The sequence below is a fragment of the Rhodococcus sp. 06-221-2 genome, assembly GCF_002258365.1.
Classification (GTDB): Bacteria; Actinomycetota; Actinomycetes; order Mycobacteriales; family Mycobacteriaceae; genus Rhodococcoides; species Rhodococcoides fascians.
This window is the reverse complement of sequence record NZ_NOYJ01000029.1, coordinates 265,865-281,416: the sequence shown is the minus strand read 5'-3', so window position 1 is coordinate 281,416 and position 15,552 is coordinate 265,865. Positions and strand designations below refer to the sequence as shown.

The following is a 15,552-nucleotide window of genomic DNA, read 5'->3' as shown; positions in this document are numbered from 1 at the left end:
ACGCAAAACGCTCGGCTGGAAAACTCCAGCCGAGCGTTTACGTGATCTACTGACAGGCATCTGACCATCAGGTGTTGCGAGGACCCCTAGAATCCGCCCGCGATGTCGGGGGCTTTTCTCGTATAGCGGCGGTTCTTGCTACTGGGGCAGGAACGCCTTGTTCGCCTGGTAGAAGTTGACGACCTGCGGATCGAGCTGGATGCCCTGAGCGGCGTTCTGGACGAACGACGCGATCTGGGGATCGTTGGTGATGTTCTGGACGGCGGTGACGATGCCGTTGACGACCTCGGCCGACGCATCGATCGACGGGATCGACGTCAGATCGGGGAGGGCGGGAACTTCCGGTGCCTTGGGAGTGGCCGGAACGCTGCGCTCGGTGGGTGCGCTGCTCAGACCGAGGCTTGAGGAGCAGGAGGGCCATGCGCCCCAGCCCTGCGAGTCGAGGACCTTCTCGGCGACTGCGATCTGCTCTTCACGGCTGGCCTGGTTGGCCGTTGCCGCGTACTGCTGTCCACCGTGTGCGTTCCAGGTGCTGGGGGAGAACTGCAATCCGCCCTGGAAGCCGTTGCCGGTGTTGATGCCCCAGTTGCCGCCTGCTTCACACTGTGCAAGGCGATCCCAGTCGGAATCCGGTGCCGCGTTGGCGGTACCGGTGAAGGCGATGCCCGCGGTGCCCATGATGGCACCGGTGACGGCGACCTTTGCGACGGTCTTGCCAGTGGTGCTCGGCTTGCGATGACGTCCGCTCATACGAGTTGAAATCCTCTCCACACGCGCCTGCGAGGTCAGCTGTCGGGTTCGGGCTGAGAGGTAGCCCGGCCTTCTTGCTCTTCCATATCGGATGAGCAATTGGGCTTCACCCCAAGGGAACTCGGTGCGGCTTCGTGAGTCGCTACAAGTTCCCGGTTGTCCGTGGAGGACGTGGGTCCCCCGTCCTCGTCCCCTGGGTGATCGTCGAGGGTTGTTCCGGTTCCCGCGGGACGAGGTTTGGCGCTGCGGGCCGGAATTCGGCCGAACTTTCCGGCCGCTGCTGACCGTACTGAAATTCCCGGGTTACGTCACTATTTGGTAACTGTCGATTTTTTCGTGTGTCAGCGACCGTCCCGACGGTCTGATTCCGGTCGCTCGAATAGGCCCAGCTAGTGGCTGTTCTCGGTGATCGACCCCGTGCTGTTGCCGGTCTGTTACCGAAGCGTGATGTGATGGAAGTCACATCACGCTAGGGGGCCTCGAAAGGTCACCGAACCGCAACGATGTCTTTTCCCAGCGGCATCAGCGAGACCGGAATCAACTTGAGGTTCGCGATCGCGAGCGGAATACCGATGATCGTGATGGCCATCGCGATCGCCGTGACGACGTGTGTCAGCGCCAGCCACCACCCGGCGAGGACGAGCCACAGCACGTTGCCCACGAGGGCATCCGAACCCGCGCCGGGTTTGTCGACGATCGTCGACCCGAACGGCCACAGGGCGTAGACGCCGATGCGGAACGACGCGATCCCGAACGGAATGGTCACGATCAGGATGCACAGCAGGAGTCCCGCGAAGAAGTAGCCGAGTGCGAGCCACAGTCCACCGAACACGAGCCAGATGACGTTCAGGAGCAGTCGCATGATCTATCGCGCCCGTCGGCCGGAGAGCAGCGCGTACACCAGAGCGAGCACGAATCCGGCGGGTGCCGAGAACATCGCCGTCAGGTACAGGCCCAGTGGCGGCTTGGCGTCGGAGAAGACCGGGAAGAACAGGATCGCGACGATGGCAACGAGGCCGATCGCGAACAGCACCAGCGCGATGCGCAGCAGTGCAGTACTTCGCTTGCGAGTTGATGAGTCCACACCACCACGGTAGTGCGCGGCGTTGCGTCGTGCGAAAAACCGGAATGCCCTATTCGGGGCCTGCGCGCTAGACTGGCGTATTCGCGTCCTGCGTTTTCGTGGGGCGCGAAACTTGTGCACACCGCAGGGTCCCGACATCGGGCGTGCGGATACGAAACCAACGACAGCAACAGATGAACGGGTGAGCTCAGTGCCGACCGGCAAGGTGAAGTGGTACGACGTCGACAAGGGATTCGGATTCCTCTCGCAGGAGGAAGGCGAGGACGTGTACGTGCGTTCGTCAGCGCTGCCCGAAGGCGTCGACGGCCTCAAAGCCGGCCAGCGCGTCGAATTCGGCATGGCCGCGGGCCGTCGTGGCCCGCAGGCGCTGAGCCTGAAGGTTCTCGAGCCTGCCCCGTCGATTCGCCAGAACAGCGGCAGCACCCGCCGCGAGCCCGTCGAGCGCAAGCACACACCCGACGAACTGCACGGCATGGTCGAGGACATGATCACGCTGCTCGAAGCGACGGTGCAGCCGGAACTCCGCAAGGGCAAGTACCCGGACCGCAAGATCGCTCAGCGCATCTCCGAGGTGGTCCGCGCCGTCGCTCGCGAGCTCGACAGCTGATCGTTACGGACGCGCGCCGATGGACCAGATCGCGTGGCTGACGAAGCTCTCGGTATTGGTGTCGGTGTCGATGATTCCCGTGGGTAGCCGAACCTCGATGCCGAGCAACGTTCGGCCGCCGTCGTCCGTCGTCGGGACGGTGACGCTCAGCCGGGTTCCGGGCTGGTTGAACTGGCTGCTCTCGACGACCGCCCCGGTGTCGTCGCCGTAGACCAGTGCCAGTTCCCACGGCGCGGAGTAGACGGCCTCGGGCATCGACAACTGCACCGTCGGGGCAGATCCCACCTGTATCTCGGCGGTCTCGCCGACGTTGGTGCACAGCGGGTCGCTCACGGCGCAGTACAGGTACGGCTCGACTTGTACGGCTCGACCGTTGGAGTACGCCGTGACGACCGGTTCCTTGTCGGGAGCATTGCCGATCAGGACGGCGAGTACACCGACGAACGCGACGGCGATGACGAACAGGCCGGCGGCGATCAGCGACGCGATCTTCTTGGTGCGGGGAGCCAGGTTCACTTGGTCACGTTTTCGCCGTAGGAGCTGTCGGATACTTCTTGTTCGACATGGTCGGGCCGGTTGCCACCGAACCCGGGTAGCAATGATCGACCGCGGTACGTCAGGAAGGTCTGCACGAGGCCGATCGTAAGCAACACCGACACGACCGTGAAACCGAGCCAGTACTCGGTGGGAAGCAACACCCCGAGCGTTCCGCCGAGAACCCAGCACAGCTGCATGACGGTTTCCGAGCGGCCGAACCCGGATGCAATGGACTCCGGAGGCAGGTCGGACTGCAGAGACGCGTCGAGCGAGACCTTGGCCAGTGCGCTCGCGCTCGACGCGACCAGGGCGGCCACGGCGGCAGTGAGCAAACTGTCCGTGACGGCTGCGACGACGGCGACGACCGTCACCGCGACCGTGCACCGCAGGACGACCACCGATGGTCGGCCGAGCTTGATCCTGGCACCGAGTGCGTTGCCGGCGAAGTTGCCGAGACCGGCGGCGGCTCCGACCAGTCCGAGCATCGCGGCCTGCTGCAGCGGCTCGTGTTCGGTGCGGGATTTTGCGACGAACGCGATGTACAGCGTGAGGAAGCCGGTGAGAATTCTGATCGTGCCGTTGCCCCAGAGTCCGACGATCACCGCACGGCCCAGTGGCTGCCTGCGGTTGTTGGCGGCGGTGGCAGGCGGCGGGGTGCGCCTCAGATTCTCGGTCGGGGCACCGCTGCCGGGGTAATCGCTGCCGTGATGCTGGTCGGCGTGGTAGCCGAGGGTGGCCGGAACTTCGCCCTCGGTCACTTCCACCCAGGACGGGATGCGCATGCTCAGGTATGCGCCGAGCACGGTGATCGCGGCGACGAACCACAGTGCGCCGGGCGAATCGGCGACGAAGGCGATACCGCCGGCGACAGCGCCTGCGGCGATGGTGCCCCCGAGCAGTCCGAAGACGGTGAGCCTCGAGTTGACGCGGACGAGGTCGATCTCCGGTGGCAGTACCCGCGGCGTCACCGCACTCTTGAGTACCGCAAACGATTTGCTCAGGACGAGCATGCCCAGCGCCGCTGGATAGAGCACCCAACTGTCGAAGTTGAACACCAACACCACCGCCAGCACGGTACGCAGGCCGAACGAGGTGGCCAGCGCGATGCGTCGGCCGTGCTGCAACCGGTCGAGCAACGGACCGATCAGCGGCGCGATCAGCGCGAACGGAGCGATGGTGATCACCAGGTACAGCGCAACCTTCGTCTTGTCCTCACCGGTCGCCGCGGAGAAGAACAGCGTGTTGGCCAGTGCGATCGCCAGGGCAGCGTCGGATGCGAAGTTCGCCATCGTCGCGTAGGTCAGCGCGGTCAGCCCGGACTTGTCCGCCCCATCGGCTTTCGCAGCCCGCTGGAACGACGCGATTCCTTTGCCGGTCAGCTCACGCCCACGCATCGCCGCGACGCGGGTGACGGTGAGCTTCTTGGGCATCGGTGGTGGCTTACGCCCGCCGGTTCGGCCGCGCGCCGCAGTGATCTGCTGCGTGCGCGCCGGGTGCAGCGGCGGCAACGGTTGGCGGCGGCTCGGAACGTGGCCGCCGGCACCGGATTGGACAGCACGGGGGTCGGCCGGTGGATAGTTGACGAAACCGGGATGCTCCGAGCACTGTTCGTCAGCAGTGGAGTGACCGGTTTCGTTGCCAGCGCCCGAGTTTTCCGCACCTGGCGTGGGGTGGGGGAGTCGCGGATCGGTCACGTGATCAATTCTGTCCTACGGCCGCGGGATCGGTGAATCGCACCTCGAAGATCTTGGGCCAGAATTTGCCGGTCACGAGGAATCTGTCGGTCCCGGGGATCTGGGCGATGCCGTTGAAGACGTCGGCTCCGTTTCGCTCGGTGGCCGACATCGAATCCCACATCGGCTTGCCGTCGACGACGGCGGTGACGCGGCCGGTGGTGGGGTCGATGCGCATGATGTCGAAGGTCTGCCAGACGTTGGCGTAGATCGAGCCGTCCTCGGCACATTCGAGTTCGTTGAGCCGTTCCACCGGATTGCCGTCGAGTGTGACGTCGACGGTGTTCACGGCGTCGAAGGATGTGGGGTCACGGAAGGTCAGGGTGGACGTGCCGTCGCTCATGACCAGTCGGTCGTCCGGGGTTCCTTCACCCTGCGTGCACAGCCCCCATCCTTCGCCGTCGTAGTCCACTCGGCGCTGTTCGGCCAGGGTGTCTCGGTCGCGGGCAATGGCGACTCCGTCTTGCCAGGTGATCTGCCACAGGGTGTCGCCGTCGACGGTGATGCCCTCGCCGAACAGGTCGGACGGCAGATCGACCCGCTCCAGCTCGGTCATGTTCTCGAGCGACGTGCGGCGGACGAAGGAGGAGCCCTCCAGGCCGGTGCCCTCGTAGAGCACATCACCGTCGATCTCGAACCCCTGAGTGAAGGCGTCGTCGGCGCGATCGTAGGAACGCAGAACCTCGGCACCCAGCGTGGGTACCGAGTCCGACGTGATGGGGGCCGAGTCGCCTGGACCCGACGTCGACGAGCAGGCGGTGACGGTCAACAGGGACGTCACGAGTGCAGCGAAGGTGCGAGCGCGGACGGTCATTGCATCCATGATGGCAGCCCGAACTGGGCGTCACCGAGTTGATGCGGCAAACTGAATGTGTGAGTGTCGTATCTTCTCCAGAGCTCGGATCCATCCGCCCCGTCTTGGCCGATGCCGTGGACCTCGCGCGGCAGGCTCTGCTCGAGCTGGGAGAGGGCGGTGTCGGCGAGTACCTCGGCGTGACCGTGGAGGACGACAGTGCTGCCACCCACCGCTTCGCCAGCGATCTGGACGGCTATCGCGGATGGCAGTGGGCCGTTGTCGTCGCTGCTCCCGACGACGCCGATCACGCCACCGTCAGCGAACTCGTGCTGCTACCCGGTCCCGATGCTCTCGTGGCACCGTCCTGGGTGCCCTGGGACGAGCGCATCCGACCCGGTGATCTCGGGCCGGGCGATCTGCTCTCTCCACGTCGAGACGACCCGCGGCTGGTGCCGGGATACGTCGCGTCCGGTGACCCCGCCATCGACGAGGTGGCCGGCGAGATCGGGCTCGGCCGCACTCAGGTCACCAGCCTCGAGGGACGGCTCGATGCCGCCGAACGATGGCACGACGGCGACTTCGGCCCGGACAGCGAGATGGCCAAGGCCGCGTCGTCCACGTGCGGACTCTGCGGTTTCTACCTACCCCTCGCGGGATCGCTCTCCGCAGCGTTCGGAGTGTGCGGCAACGAGTTCGCCGCCGACGGTCATGTGGTGCACGTCGAATACGGTTGCGGCGCGCACTCCGATACCGAGCTGCCCACCGGAGCGGGCTCGCCGCAGTTCGAGCCGTACGACGACGCAGCACTCGACGTCACCCCGTCGCCGACCGGTGCCGCACAGTCGAACGTCACAACGACGAACGACGCTGTTGCAGAAAATGATTCGGAGGCGACCGTCTCGTCTGCCGAGACGGTAGCGGTGGGGGAGTCCGAGGTACCCCAGCCCGACGCGGCAGCACCGGAATCGGCAGCACCGGAATCGGCAGCACCCGAGTCGGCAGACTCCGCACCGGCAGAGCCAGAGGTGGTCGAGACCGGGCACGATGCCGCTGACGCAGCCCCTTCTACTGACGCGGCCCCCGACGCTTCTCCGGCCGACGACGCTTCCTCCGCTGTCGGTTCCGATGTCGATCTCGTCGCCGATTCCAGTGTCGACGATGGTGTGCAGCACGAGGATTCGGCATCGCCGAGCTGATCGATCCTTTCGGTACCGGGTCGCTTCGCGAGTCGATTCTCGCGTCCTGGGGTTCCTCGCCCACGCGGCTGCGGGAAGATTCGGCATCCGAGGCAGATCTGGTGCGCGGGGGATACCGCGATCGTTTGTTGACCGAGTTGGCACAGAACGCGGCTGATGCTGCGCAGCGAGCCGGCGTCCCGGGTCGGCTCTCGGTGTGGACCGACGAGGCGGGTGCACTGCATGTCGCCAACACCGGTGCCGCACTGGACGTGTCGGGTGTGCACGCTCTCACCGCGCTGCGGGCGTCGGCGAAAGCTGCGGCCGATCCGGGTGTCGGACAGTTCGGGGTCGGCTTCACCGCGGTGCGATCGGCGTCCGACGAGATCGAGGTCCGCTCGCGCGGTGGCGGGGTGATCTTCAGTGCCGAGCGCACTCTGAGCGCGTTGCGCGAGCGGGACATGACAGTGCCGGAGTCGGGTGTGCCGGTGCTTCGGTTGGCGTGGCCTACTTCCATACCGCCCGCTGCCGGGTTCGATACCGAGATCGTGTTGACGCCGCGACCCGATGTGCAAGCGGAATCCTTTGCCGGGGGGTTCCTCGACGAGGCCGTCGACTTGTTGCTCGAGCTCGACGCGTTGGATTCCATCGAGATCGATGGTGTCGTCGTCGACTGTGTGAGAACGGAACTCGACGATGCACGCGTCGAGATCGCCATCGGTTCGCGAACGTGGCTGCAGTACACCACCTCGGCTGCGCGGTGGATCGTTCCGATGGTCGACGGTCTACCCGTTCCCGCAGCGCCGGATGTGTTGCGGGCCCCGACGCGGTCGGACGAGCTGTTGTCGTTACCCGCGTTGGTCGTTGCCGATGTACCCATGCAGCCGGATCGTCGACGGGTGTTGCCCGGCGTCTCTGTCGCCGAGGTGGCCCACGGTTATCCCGATTTCGTGGCGTCATTGCCTGCGTCCGCGCGAGTGTCGTTCGTACCCGAGGTCGGCTTCGCGCGCAGTGCCATCGACGGTGAGCTACGTGAGCTGATCTTTCGCCGATTGTCCACCGCACCATGGCTTCCCGCTGCCGATGGGCCCGATCTCGTACCCGAACGTGCGCATGTTCTTGCCGATGCCACCGAGGAACTCGCCGCGGTGTTGCTCGATGTGGTCCCGAATCTGGTGGACGCCGCTCTGTCGGGCGCGCGGCACGCGTCGGCGTTGTCGGCGGTGGGAGTGCACCGCATCGGGTTGGCGCGGTTGGCCGAGATGCTCGGCGGGCAGGCCCGTGAGCCGGCCTGGTGGCGGCGACTGTACGACGCGTTGACTCCACTCGTCGTCGACGGGTTGGCAGCGGAAGAACTCGCTGCGCTGCCGGTTCCGCTTGCCGACGGTCGTACGGTCACCGGTCCACGGACTACCGTCGTCGGGTCGGACGCGTCGGCCGAGGTGACGTGGGTACGCCTGGTGCATCCGGATGCGGTGAGTCCGTTGTTGATTCGGCTGGGTGCGCGGGAGGCCACTGCGGCCGAGCTGTTGTCGGATCCCGCCCTCGAAGCGGCCCTCGACGATCTCGATTGGGACGGCGACGAGGTGGATGGCCTGGTGTCGGCAGTGCTGGCGCTGGCGGGGGAGGCGGGAGAGCTTCCGGGGTGGCTCGCGAGCCTGCCACTCGAAGACGATGAGGGCGAATTGCGCAGTGCGGACGAACTGTTGCTGCCCGGTGCACCGTTGGCGAGGCTGTTGGTTCGGGATTCGCCATTCGGTGTTCTGTCGGCGGCCTCGGTGGCCAGGTTCGGCGAGCGGGCCCTGCGCGCGGTGGGCGTCGGCTGGGGGTTCTCGGTGGTGCGCGACGAGTGTCCGACGGGGCCGGATCACGACCTGGACGACGAGCCCGCCTGGTGGTCGAGTCTGGCCACGGAGCCGGAAACCCTTGTTGCGGTTCGTGATCTCGACCTGGTCCGGTCGGATGCCTGGGCCGAAGCTCTGACGATTCTGCTCGACGAACCGAGTACCCGTGCAGCCTTGACCGACCGGAACGACTACACGGCATGGTGGCTGCGACGTCATGCGCTGATCGACAACCGCTCGCCGACCACGTTCCGGGCGCCGTCGGACGAGACGTTCGCCGGTCTGCTCGATCCGTTGGATCATCCGCGCGCCGACGAACTGCACGCGGTGCTCGCCGCGTCGACGTGTGAGGGCGTCGAGAGCGCGCGGGTGTTGTTGCGTGCACTCGAGGACCCGCAGCGACATCCGACGGCGGCGGTGATCGCGCGCACGCACACGCTGATCGCCAGTGCCGTCCTGGATCGACGCATCGACGTGGCGGATCTCGATCCACCGGATCGCGTGCGCACTCTCGGCGGCACCGTGGCCGATGCGTCGGACGGGTTGGTCGTCGATGCGCCGTGGCTGGCACCGGTCGTGCCACCGGAGGTGGCGGTGCTCTCGGACATGACCACGGCAGCCGCGCTGGCCGACGTCCTCGACATCAGGCGGGCGTCGGAGGCCATCACCGGCGAGGTTCGCGGAGTCGGACGCGTCAGTTCGTGGGATCGAGAGCCCGGGGCCGTGCTGGCCTGTGCGGTGCTCGGGCTACCGCTGCCGACAGGTTCGGTGGTGGTGCACCGCGAACTGGTGGTGCGGTTGTCGGGAGCTGTCAGCGGTGACCGCGCTGTGCCGTGGTGGGTGACACCGGACGGAACAGTGCATTGTGTGGAAAGTTGGGAGCGACCTCGTGGGGCCTGACCATGCCGTGTTGGAGTGGATGGTCGAGCATCGAGTCGGCTGGGTCACGACGATGTTCTGGATCATCACCACGGTGGGGAACACCTTTATGATGTTCGTGTTGTCCGCGGGGGCGTGGGGCGCGTTGCTGACGTCCAAGAGGACTGTCGACGCGTGGATGGTCGCGGGTTCGATGCTCACCGGGTGGGGGCTGATGAATGCGCTGAAGTTCGCGTTCGCGCGGGAGCGTCCACCGATTCCTGAACGCCTGGTGGAGATTTCGAGCCATTCGTTTCCGTCCGGCCACGCGACGATGTCGATGTTGCTTGCCACGGTGGCGATCGCGGTGATGCTGCGATCGTCCACTCCGTGGCTGCATCGGCCGGTGCTACTGGCGTTGCCTGTGGTCGCGGCCCTGCTGATCGGATTCTCTCGGATCTATCTGGGTGCGCACTGGACGACGGACGTGCTGGCCGGCTGGGTGTTCGGTGCCCTGTGGGGGCTGGGTTGGATCTACGCCGAAAAAGCGATCAGCGCGAGAAATCCGAGCGCTGCGCGATGACGAGGAGCTCGTCACGCATGGCCGGGCTGGAGACAGCGTTGGCGCGTGCGTAAAGGGCGCGGAGCGAGCGGACGTGGTTGCGGCGGTTGCGGTACTGAGCGACGAACTTCATGGCCTGTGCTTTCGTGGATCAAAGGTTATCGAAACTGACATAACCTATGCTCCACGTTAACTCTGTGTTACTCAACCGGCTGAGGGGTTAGTTTGCCCACGTCAGAAGGGTTTTCGTGATCGGGCTAACGTGATCCTGATCTCAATCGAGGCCGCGTTGGGCGGTTCTGCTGCCGCGTCGTGACGCGGCCCTCTGCGCCAGGAACAGAGCGAACCCGACAGCGCCGACCGCGATGCCGGACCAACACGTCGCCACCGCGTCGTCGCTGCGGTCGCCGGTGGCGGTGAACACGACCAGCGCAACGATCCAACCGAGGATGCCGATCGTCAACACCGGCACCGGATCGGTGAGGCGGGGCGGGATCTGCGGGACGTCGGCCACGAATTCACGCTACGCCACCATATTTCGCCAACCCTCGCGGTGTGCTTTATCTTTCACTCATGCCTATGTCGTCGCGATTACTCGACAACTACTTCAAGATCACCGAGCGCGGCTCGACTGTGGGTTCCGAGGTTCGCGGCGGTGTCGTCACTTTCGTGGCGATGGCCTACATCGTCGTGCTCAACCCGCTGATCCTCGGTAGCTTCTCCGCCGACGACGCAGCTGCCAAGACCGACGTGCTCGGCAACATCCTGCCCGTCGCCCAGGTTGCCGCCGTGACGGCACTGGTCGCCGGGTTCATGAGCATCGCGTTCGGCATCATCGCGAACTACCCCTTCGGTATCGCGGCCGGCCTCGGCATCAACACTCTCCTGGCCGTCACCATCGCTCCTCAGGTCAGTTGGCCCGAGGCCATGGGCCTGGTCGTCATCGACGGCATCATCATCGTTCTGTTGGCCGTCACCGGCTTCCGGACGGCGGTGTTCAACGCGATTCCGCCCGAACTGAAGGCCGCGATCGCCGCAGGCATCGGTGCCTTCATCGCGTTCATCGGCCTGGTCGATTCCGGCTTCGTACGCCGCATCCCCGACGCCGCAGGCACGACGGTTCCCGTCGGCCTCGGCATCGACGGGTCCATCGCGTCGTGGCCGACGGTGATCTTCGTGTTCGGGTTGTTGCTGATGGGTGTGCTCGTGGTGCGCAAGGTCCGCGGCGGTCTGCTGATCGGCATCGTGGTCACGACGGTGTTGGCGGCCATCATCGAGGCGGTCACCGACGTGGGGCCGTCGAACGGCGTCGACCCCAAGGGCTGGAACCTGTCCGTGCCGCAGCTGCCCAGCGTTCTCGTACAGTCGCCGGACCTGTCGCTGGTGGGCAACGTCGACCTGTTCGGTGCGTTCACCCGCATCGGTGTGCTGGCCGCGAGTCTGTTGGTGTTCACGCTCGTCCTCGCGAACTTCTTCGACGCGATGGGAACGATGACGGGTCTGGGTAAAGAAGCGAATCTCGACAAGGACGGCACGCTGCCCAACATCGGCAAGGCGTTGGTCGTCGAAGGTGCCGGAGCCATTGCGGGCGGCGGCGCGTCCGCATCGTCGAACACGGTGTTCGTCGAGTCGGCCTCGGGAATCGCGGAAGGCGCACGCACCGGACTGGCCAACGTCGTCACCGGCCTGCTGTTCCTGCTGGCAATGTTCTTCACCCCGCTCACGGCGGTCGTCCCCATCGAGGCGGCTGCTCCAGCGCTGGTGGTGGTGGGTGCACTGATGATCGGTCAGGTGCTCCACATCGACTTCAAGCGCTTCGATTACGCGCTGCCGGCCTTCCTCACCATCCTGGTGATGCCGTTCACGTACTCCATCGCGAACGGTATAGGCGTCGGTTTCATCACTTGGGTCGTGCTCGCCGTCGGTTCGGGCCGAGCGAAGACGGTACATCCCCTGTTATGGGTCGTCGCGTTGCTGTTCGTAGCGTTTTTCGCAGTCGGTCCCATCACGGATGCGGTTACCTGATGCTGGGTCGGTACCAGGGCGTATTCTCTGCGCTGTGACGTCGGGAAACAGTGTGAAAGACAATCGGGAATTGGCAAGCGACCTGTCGCTTGCGGTGGTGAGGTTGACTCGCCACCTTCGAGGTAGGCGAGTGGACTCGCAAGTGTCGCTCACTCAGCTGTCGGCTCTGGCCACGCTGAGTAGGGAGGGCGACATGACGCCTGGCGCGTTGGCGGCTCGGGAGCGGGTTCAACCCCCGTCGATGACGCGGGTGATCGCGTCGTTGGCCGAGCTGGGTCTGGTGGAGCGCACGCCGCATCCCACCGATGGCCGTCAGGTGATCGTGTCGTTGTCGGCGGCCGGCAAGGAACTGATCGCGGACGAGGCGAGTGCTCGCGAGGCGTGGATGACCGCACAGCTGGCAGGCCTCGGACCCGAGCAGCTCGCGACGCTGCGAGATGCAGTGAGCATCATCAGCGCATTGGTCAGCGACTCCGAGTAGTTACCTAGGTTTATTATTTGACCTGTGGCTCCAGTTTCACGTACGTCCGGCGCGACGATGTTCGCTGCTCTGAAGACTCGCAACTACCGATTGTGGGCGTCGGGGCAGATCGTCTCGCTGGTCGGAACGTGGATGCAGCGGGTGGCCCAGGACTGGCTCGTGCTGACGCTCTCCGGCGGCAACGGCTTTGCCGTCGGCATCGTCATGGCCCTGCAATTCGGGCCGACGCTGTTTCTGTCGGTGTGGGGCGGAGTACTCGCAGACCGGTACGACAAGCGCAAACTCCTCATGATCACCCAGGTGTTCGCCGCAGTCTGCGGTCTGGTGCTGGGTGTGCTCGATGTCGGCAACATGGTCGAGCTCTGGCACGTCTATGTCATCGCCTTCATCCTCGGCTGCTCGTCTGCCATCGACGCGCCGGTGCGGCAATCGTTCACCATCGAGATGGTGGGCAAGGAAACTCTGTCCAACGCGATCGCGTTGAACTCGATGACGTTCAACATGGCGCGGATCGTCGGGCCTGCGGTGTCGGGAGTGCTCATCACCCTCGTCGGTACCGGCTGGGTGTTCCTGATCAACGCGGTGTCGTTCGCCGCGGTGTTCGGTGCCCTCTTGGCGATGAACGTCGGTCAACTCTTCCGTGTCGAACCGGCACCGCGCGCCAAAGGGCAGGTACGGGAGGGCTTTCGCTACGTCTGGGGGCGGGGAGACCTACGAGTGTTGCTGGCGACGGTGTTCATGGTCTCGACGTTCGGTCTCAATTTTCCGCTGAGTCTGTCGGTGCTGGCGCGCAACACGTTCGGCAGCGGAGCCGACGCATACGGGTTGCTGTCGACCACCCTCGCGGTCGGCACGCTCGCGGGAGCGACCCTGGCGGCCCGGCGCGCCACCGCCCCTCGATTGCGGCTCTTCATCGGTGCGGTCATCGCGTTCGGTCTGTTCGAGCTACTCGTGGGATTGATGCCCAATTACGTTCTCGTGGCAGTGCTGTTGGTGCCCACCGGCGCATTGACGCTGACGTTCACGACGTCGGCGATGAACATTCTGCAAATGTCGGTGCCGTCCGACATGCGCGGCCGCGTGATGGGCATCTACATGCTGTGCTTCCTGGGCGGAACTCCGCTGGGCAGCCCGGTGCTCGGCTGGCTCGCCGACGCCCTCGACCCACGCGCACCGCTCCTGTTCGGCGGTGTCATCTCATTGGCGACGGGACTCTTCGCTGCCGTGTATCTGCTGCGGCACAACAACTTGCGGATCACCGTGGTGCCGCCCGCCGACGGTCATCGGCTGCCCACACTCGATACCGTAGCCGCGACCGCCAAGGTGTGAGGCGTTCAGATCCAGCCGTGGCGTCGGGCCAGTGCGCAGGCCTCGTGCCGGTTCGCCGCTCCGAGTTTCGCCGCTGCCGCAGACAGATAGTTGCGGGTGGTCCCAGGCGACAGATGCGCACGCTGTGCGATCTCCGCTATCGATGCGCCGTCGGCGGCGAACTCGAGCACATCGGCTTCCCGCGGTGTGAGCGGTGAGTCCCCGGCCCCGATGGCTTCCGCGGCGAGCGTCGGGTCGACGTAGCGCCCGCCGCCGTGCACGGTGCGCACCACCTCGGCCAGGGTGGCGGCGGAGGTGGTCTTGGGGAGGAACCCGCGCACGCCGGCTTCGAGCGCCTTCTTCAGGTAGCCCGGCCGACCGTGGCTGGTGACGATGATCGACGCGCAGGTGGGCAGTGTCTCGGCAATTTTCTGCGCCGTCTCGATGCCGTCGATCCCGCCCATCTGCAGGTCCAGCACTGCCACGTCGGGTGCGAGGGCCGCGGCAACCGTCAGGGCCTTCTCGCCCGAATCGGCCTGTCCGACGATCTCGATGTCGTCCTCCAGATCCAGCATTGTCGCCAGCGCCGATCGAATCAGGTTCTCGTCGTCGGCCAGTAGAACTCGAATCATGGTGTGGTCCTCGGGTTCTGGGGCGATGTGGGCAACACTGCGATGAGGGTGAATTTCTCGGTTGTCTGTTCCGTGCGCAGTTCCCCTCCGACCGCGACCAAGCGTTCCCGCAGGCCGCTCAGACCCGTGCCGTCGTTGCGGCCGTTCGGCGCACCGGGGTGGTCGTTGGTCAGTCGAATACTGCTGTCGGTCAGTTCGATTCGGCAATAGGTGGCCGCGGAGTGACGCAGTATGTTCGTCACGCCTTCACGAACCACCCAGGCGGCCGCCTCGGCCGCGCGCTCGGACAGTGCCGAGGTCTCGCCGGTGAGCTCGGTGGATATCCCGGCCGCCGACAGGAGCGAGCGGGCACCGTCGAGTTCGCCTGCGACATCCACCGATCGATAGCCGCGCACCAGCTTTCGGGCGTCGGTCATCGATTCCTGCGCCAACGCGCGCACCTCGTCCATCTGCGTCGCGGCGCGGTCGTCACCCCGACGGGCCAGCGTTGCGGCAAGTTCGCTCTTGACCGCGATGGCCGAGAGCGCGCGTCCGACGACGTCGTGCAGATCGCGCGAGAACCTCAGGCGCTCCTCGGCGACGGAGAGAGCTGCGGCTGCGTCGCGGGTGGCGTCGAGTTCGGTCACGATGCGCAGCAGCCACGCCGACAGTTGCACGGTGAAGGCCATGAAAGCGATGAAGACGCCGAGTATTACCGTTTCCAGCGCCGGGGTTCCCACGGCCGCGGCAATCGCGGCGGCGGCCACGGCTGCCGCGAGAGACCAGCGCAATCGAATCAGGGTCGCGACCGCGGTGGTGACGAGTACCGCGGCCCAGAGTGCATTGCTCGTCGTCCCTCCGGCAACCAGCACCACAGCGGCGACGGCCGTGATCGCCAACGGGATTCGAGGGTTGGCCGTCGACTCGCCGCCGAGTGCCGGGGTGCGCTGAACGACCACGAAAGCGGCGGCGGCACACACCGCTGCCGCCACCGTCGATCGATAGTCGTCGTACTGAAGCGTCGTCAGCATCGCGCCGACGGCGACACCGACGGTGATCAGCAGGAACGATTGGCGGGTGTAGACGCGTACCTTCTCCACTGCACTGCTGTCGTTCCAGCCGTGCAGTGGATTGAGGTACTCGTACAGCTTCATGATCTCCAGCCTTGCAGACGGGCGACG

17 protein-coding genes and 1 riboswitch are annotated in these 15,552 nt (G+C 65.6%); of the genes, 7 read left to right on the top strand and 10 right to left on the bottom strand.

Features of this window, described 5'->3' with window-relative positions; translation table 11 throughout:
- Window positions 1-138: 138 nt before the first annotated feature.
- From CH281_RS16170 to CH281_RS16160, 3 genes are all read right to left on the bottom strand, one after another.
- Window positions 139-750: a transglycosylase family protein gene (locus CH281_RS16170; protein WP_094694813.1), complete on the bottom strand. Its 612-nt coding sequence runs from the start codon at window positions 748-750 to the stop codon at window positions 139-141.
- 8 nt (window positions 751-758) lie between these two features.
- Window positions 759-967, bottom strand: a riboswitch (cyclic di-AMP (ydaO/yuaA leader).
- A gap of 270 nt (window positions 968-1,237) precedes the next feature.
- Entirely contained in the window at window positions 1,238-1,612 is a 375-nt protein-coding gene (locus tag CH281_RS16165) for a YccF domain-containing protein (protein ID WP_094694811.1), read from the bottom strand.
- A 3-nt stretch (window positions 1,613-1,615) separates the two neighbouring features.
- Window positions 1,616-1,834, bottom strand: coding sequence for a hypothetical protein (locus tag CH281_RS16160; protein WP_027495896.1), 219 nt, complete (start codon window positions 1,832-1,834; stop codon window positions 1,616-1,618).
- Window positions 1,835-2,024: 190 nt separating this feature from the next.
- On the opposite strand from CH281_RS16160, the gene CH281_RS16155 reads away from it, so the two are divergent.
- Window positions 2,025-2,441 carry a cold-shock protein gene (locus CH281_RS16155; protein ID WP_167327283.1) on the top strand — a complete coding sequence of 139 codons (417 nt, stop codon included), beginning with the start codon at window positions 2,025-2,027 and terminating at the stop codon, window positions 2,439-2,441.
- Between the two features lie 3 nt (window positions 2,442-2,444).
- Here the strand turns inward: CH281_RS16155 and CH281_RS16150 are convergent, their stop codons facing one another.
- The 3 genes from CH281_RS16150 to CH281_RS16140 are packed head-to-tail and all read right to left on the bottom strand — an operon-like array spanning window position 2,445 to window position 5,525.
- Window positions 2,445-2,957 (bottom strand): DUF2771 domain-containing protein, encoded by a 513-nt coding sequence (locus CH281_RS16150; RefSeq protein WP_027495898.1) that lies wholly within the window; start codon window positions 2,955-2,957, stop codon window positions 2,445-2,447.
- On the bottom strand, window positions 2,954-4,672 hold the full coding sequence (locus tag CH281_RS16145) for an MFS transporter (RefSeq protein ID WP_179274210.1): 1,719 nt from the start codon (window positions 4,670-4,672) through the stop codon (window positions 2,954-2,956). Before CH281_RS16145 ends, CH281_RS16150 begins: the two co-directional genes overlap by 4 nt.
- Before the next feature lie 4 nt (window positions 4,673-4,676).
- The gene (locus CH281_RS16140) at window positions 4,677-5,525 is read right to left on the bottom strand and encodes a glutaminyl-peptide cyclotransferase (protein ID WP_048319621.1); all 849 of its coding nucleotides are present in this window, start codon (window positions 5,523-5,525) and stop codon (window positions 4,677-4,679) included.
- A 41-nt stretch (window positions 5,526-5,566) separates the two neighbouring features.
- Here CH281_RS16140 and CH281_RS16135 point away from each other — a divergent pair, with 41 nt between their 5' ends.
- From CH281_RS16135 to CH281_RS16125, 3 genes are read left to right on the top strand one after another with little or no spacing between them, the layout of a single operon-like run.
- On the top strand, window positions 5,567-6,703 hold the full coding sequence (locus tag CH281_RS16135; RefSeq protein ID WP_094694807.1) for a DUF3027 domain-containing protein: 1,137 nt from the start codon (window positions 5,567-5,569) through the stop codon (window positions 6,701-6,703).
- Entirely contained in the window at window positions 6,700-9,426 is a 2,727-nt protein-coding gene (locus tag CH281_RS16130) for a sacsin N-terminal ATP-binding-like domain-containing protein (protein ID WP_094694805.1), read from the top strand. Before CH281_RS16135 ends, CH281_RS16130 begins: the two co-directional genes overlap by 4 nt.
- Window positions 9,416-9,967: a phosphatase PAP2 family protein gene (locus tag CH281_RS16125; RefSeq protein WP_228139154.1), complete on the top strand. Its 552-nt coding sequence runs from the start codon at window positions 9,416-9,418 to the stop codon at window positions 9,965-9,967. The genes CH281_RS16130 and CH281_RS16125 overlap by 11 nt, the downstream gene beginning before the upstream one ends.
- On the opposite strand, the gene CH281_RS26920 is transcribed toward CH281_RS16125, so the two are convergent.
- The gene (locus CH281_RS26920) at window positions 9,936-10,079 is read right to left on the bottom strand and encodes a hypothetical protein (RefSeq protein ID WP_167327272.1); all 144 of its coding nucleotides are present in this window, start codon (window positions 10,077-10,079) and stop codon (window positions 9,936-9,938) included. The genes CH281_RS16125 and CH281_RS26920 overlap by 32 nt on opposite strands.
- A gap of 141 nt (window positions 10,080-10,220) precedes the next feature.
- The gene (locus CH281_RS16120) at window positions 10,221-10,460 is read right to left on the bottom strand and encodes a DUF2530 domain-containing protein (RefSeq protein WP_027495903.1); all 240 of its coding nucleotides are present in this window, start codon (window positions 10,458-10,460) and stop codon (window positions 10,221-10,223) included.
- Window positions 10,461-10,519: 59 nt separating this feature from the next.
- Here CH281_RS16120 and CH281_RS16115 point away from each other — a divergent pair, with 59 nt between their 5' ends.
- The 3 genes from CH281_RS16115 to CH281_RS16105 are packed head-to-tail and all read left to right on the top strand — an operon-like array spanning window position 10,520 to window position 13,781.
- Complete coding sequence (locus CH281_RS16115) at window positions 10,520-11,971, top strand: NCS2 family permease (protein ID WP_027495904.1); 1,452 nt, start codon at window positions 10,520-10,522, stop codon at window positions 11,969-11,971.
- Between the two features lie 52 nt (window positions 11,972-12,023).
- Window positions 12,024-12,452: a MarR family winged helix-turn-helix transcriptional regulator gene (locus CH281_RS16110; protein WP_027495905.1), complete on the top strand. Its 429-nt coding sequence runs from the start codon at window positions 12,024-12,026 to the stop codon at window positions 12,450-12,452.
- Window positions 12,453-12,509: 57 nt separating this feature from the next.
- Window positions 12,510-13,781: an MFS transporter gene (locus CH281_RS16105; RefSeq protein WP_037219106.1), complete on the top strand. Its 1,272-nt coding sequence runs from the start codon at window positions 12,510-12,512 to the stop codon at window positions 13,779-13,781.
- A gap of 5 nt (window positions 13,782-13,786) precedes the next feature.
- On the opposite strand, the gene CH281_RS16100 is transcribed toward CH281_RS16105, so the two are convergent.
- Together CH281_RS16100 and CH281_RS16095 are read right to left on the bottom strand one after the other, a co-directional pair.
- A complete protein-coding gene (locus CH281_RS16100; RefSeq protein WP_027495906.1) occupies window positions 13,787-14,392 on the bottom strand; it encodes a response regulator transcription factor in 606 nt (201 codons plus the stop codon).
- Window positions 14,389-15,525 (bottom strand): sensor histidine kinase, encoded by a 1,137-nt coding sequence (locus CH281_RS16095; protein ID WP_027495907.1) that lies wholly within the window; start codon window positions 15,523-15,525, stop codon window positions 14,389-14,391. Before CH281_RS16095 ends, CH281_RS16100 begins: the two co-directional genes overlap by 4 nt.
- Window positions 15,526-15,552 lie beyond the last annotated feature (27 nt).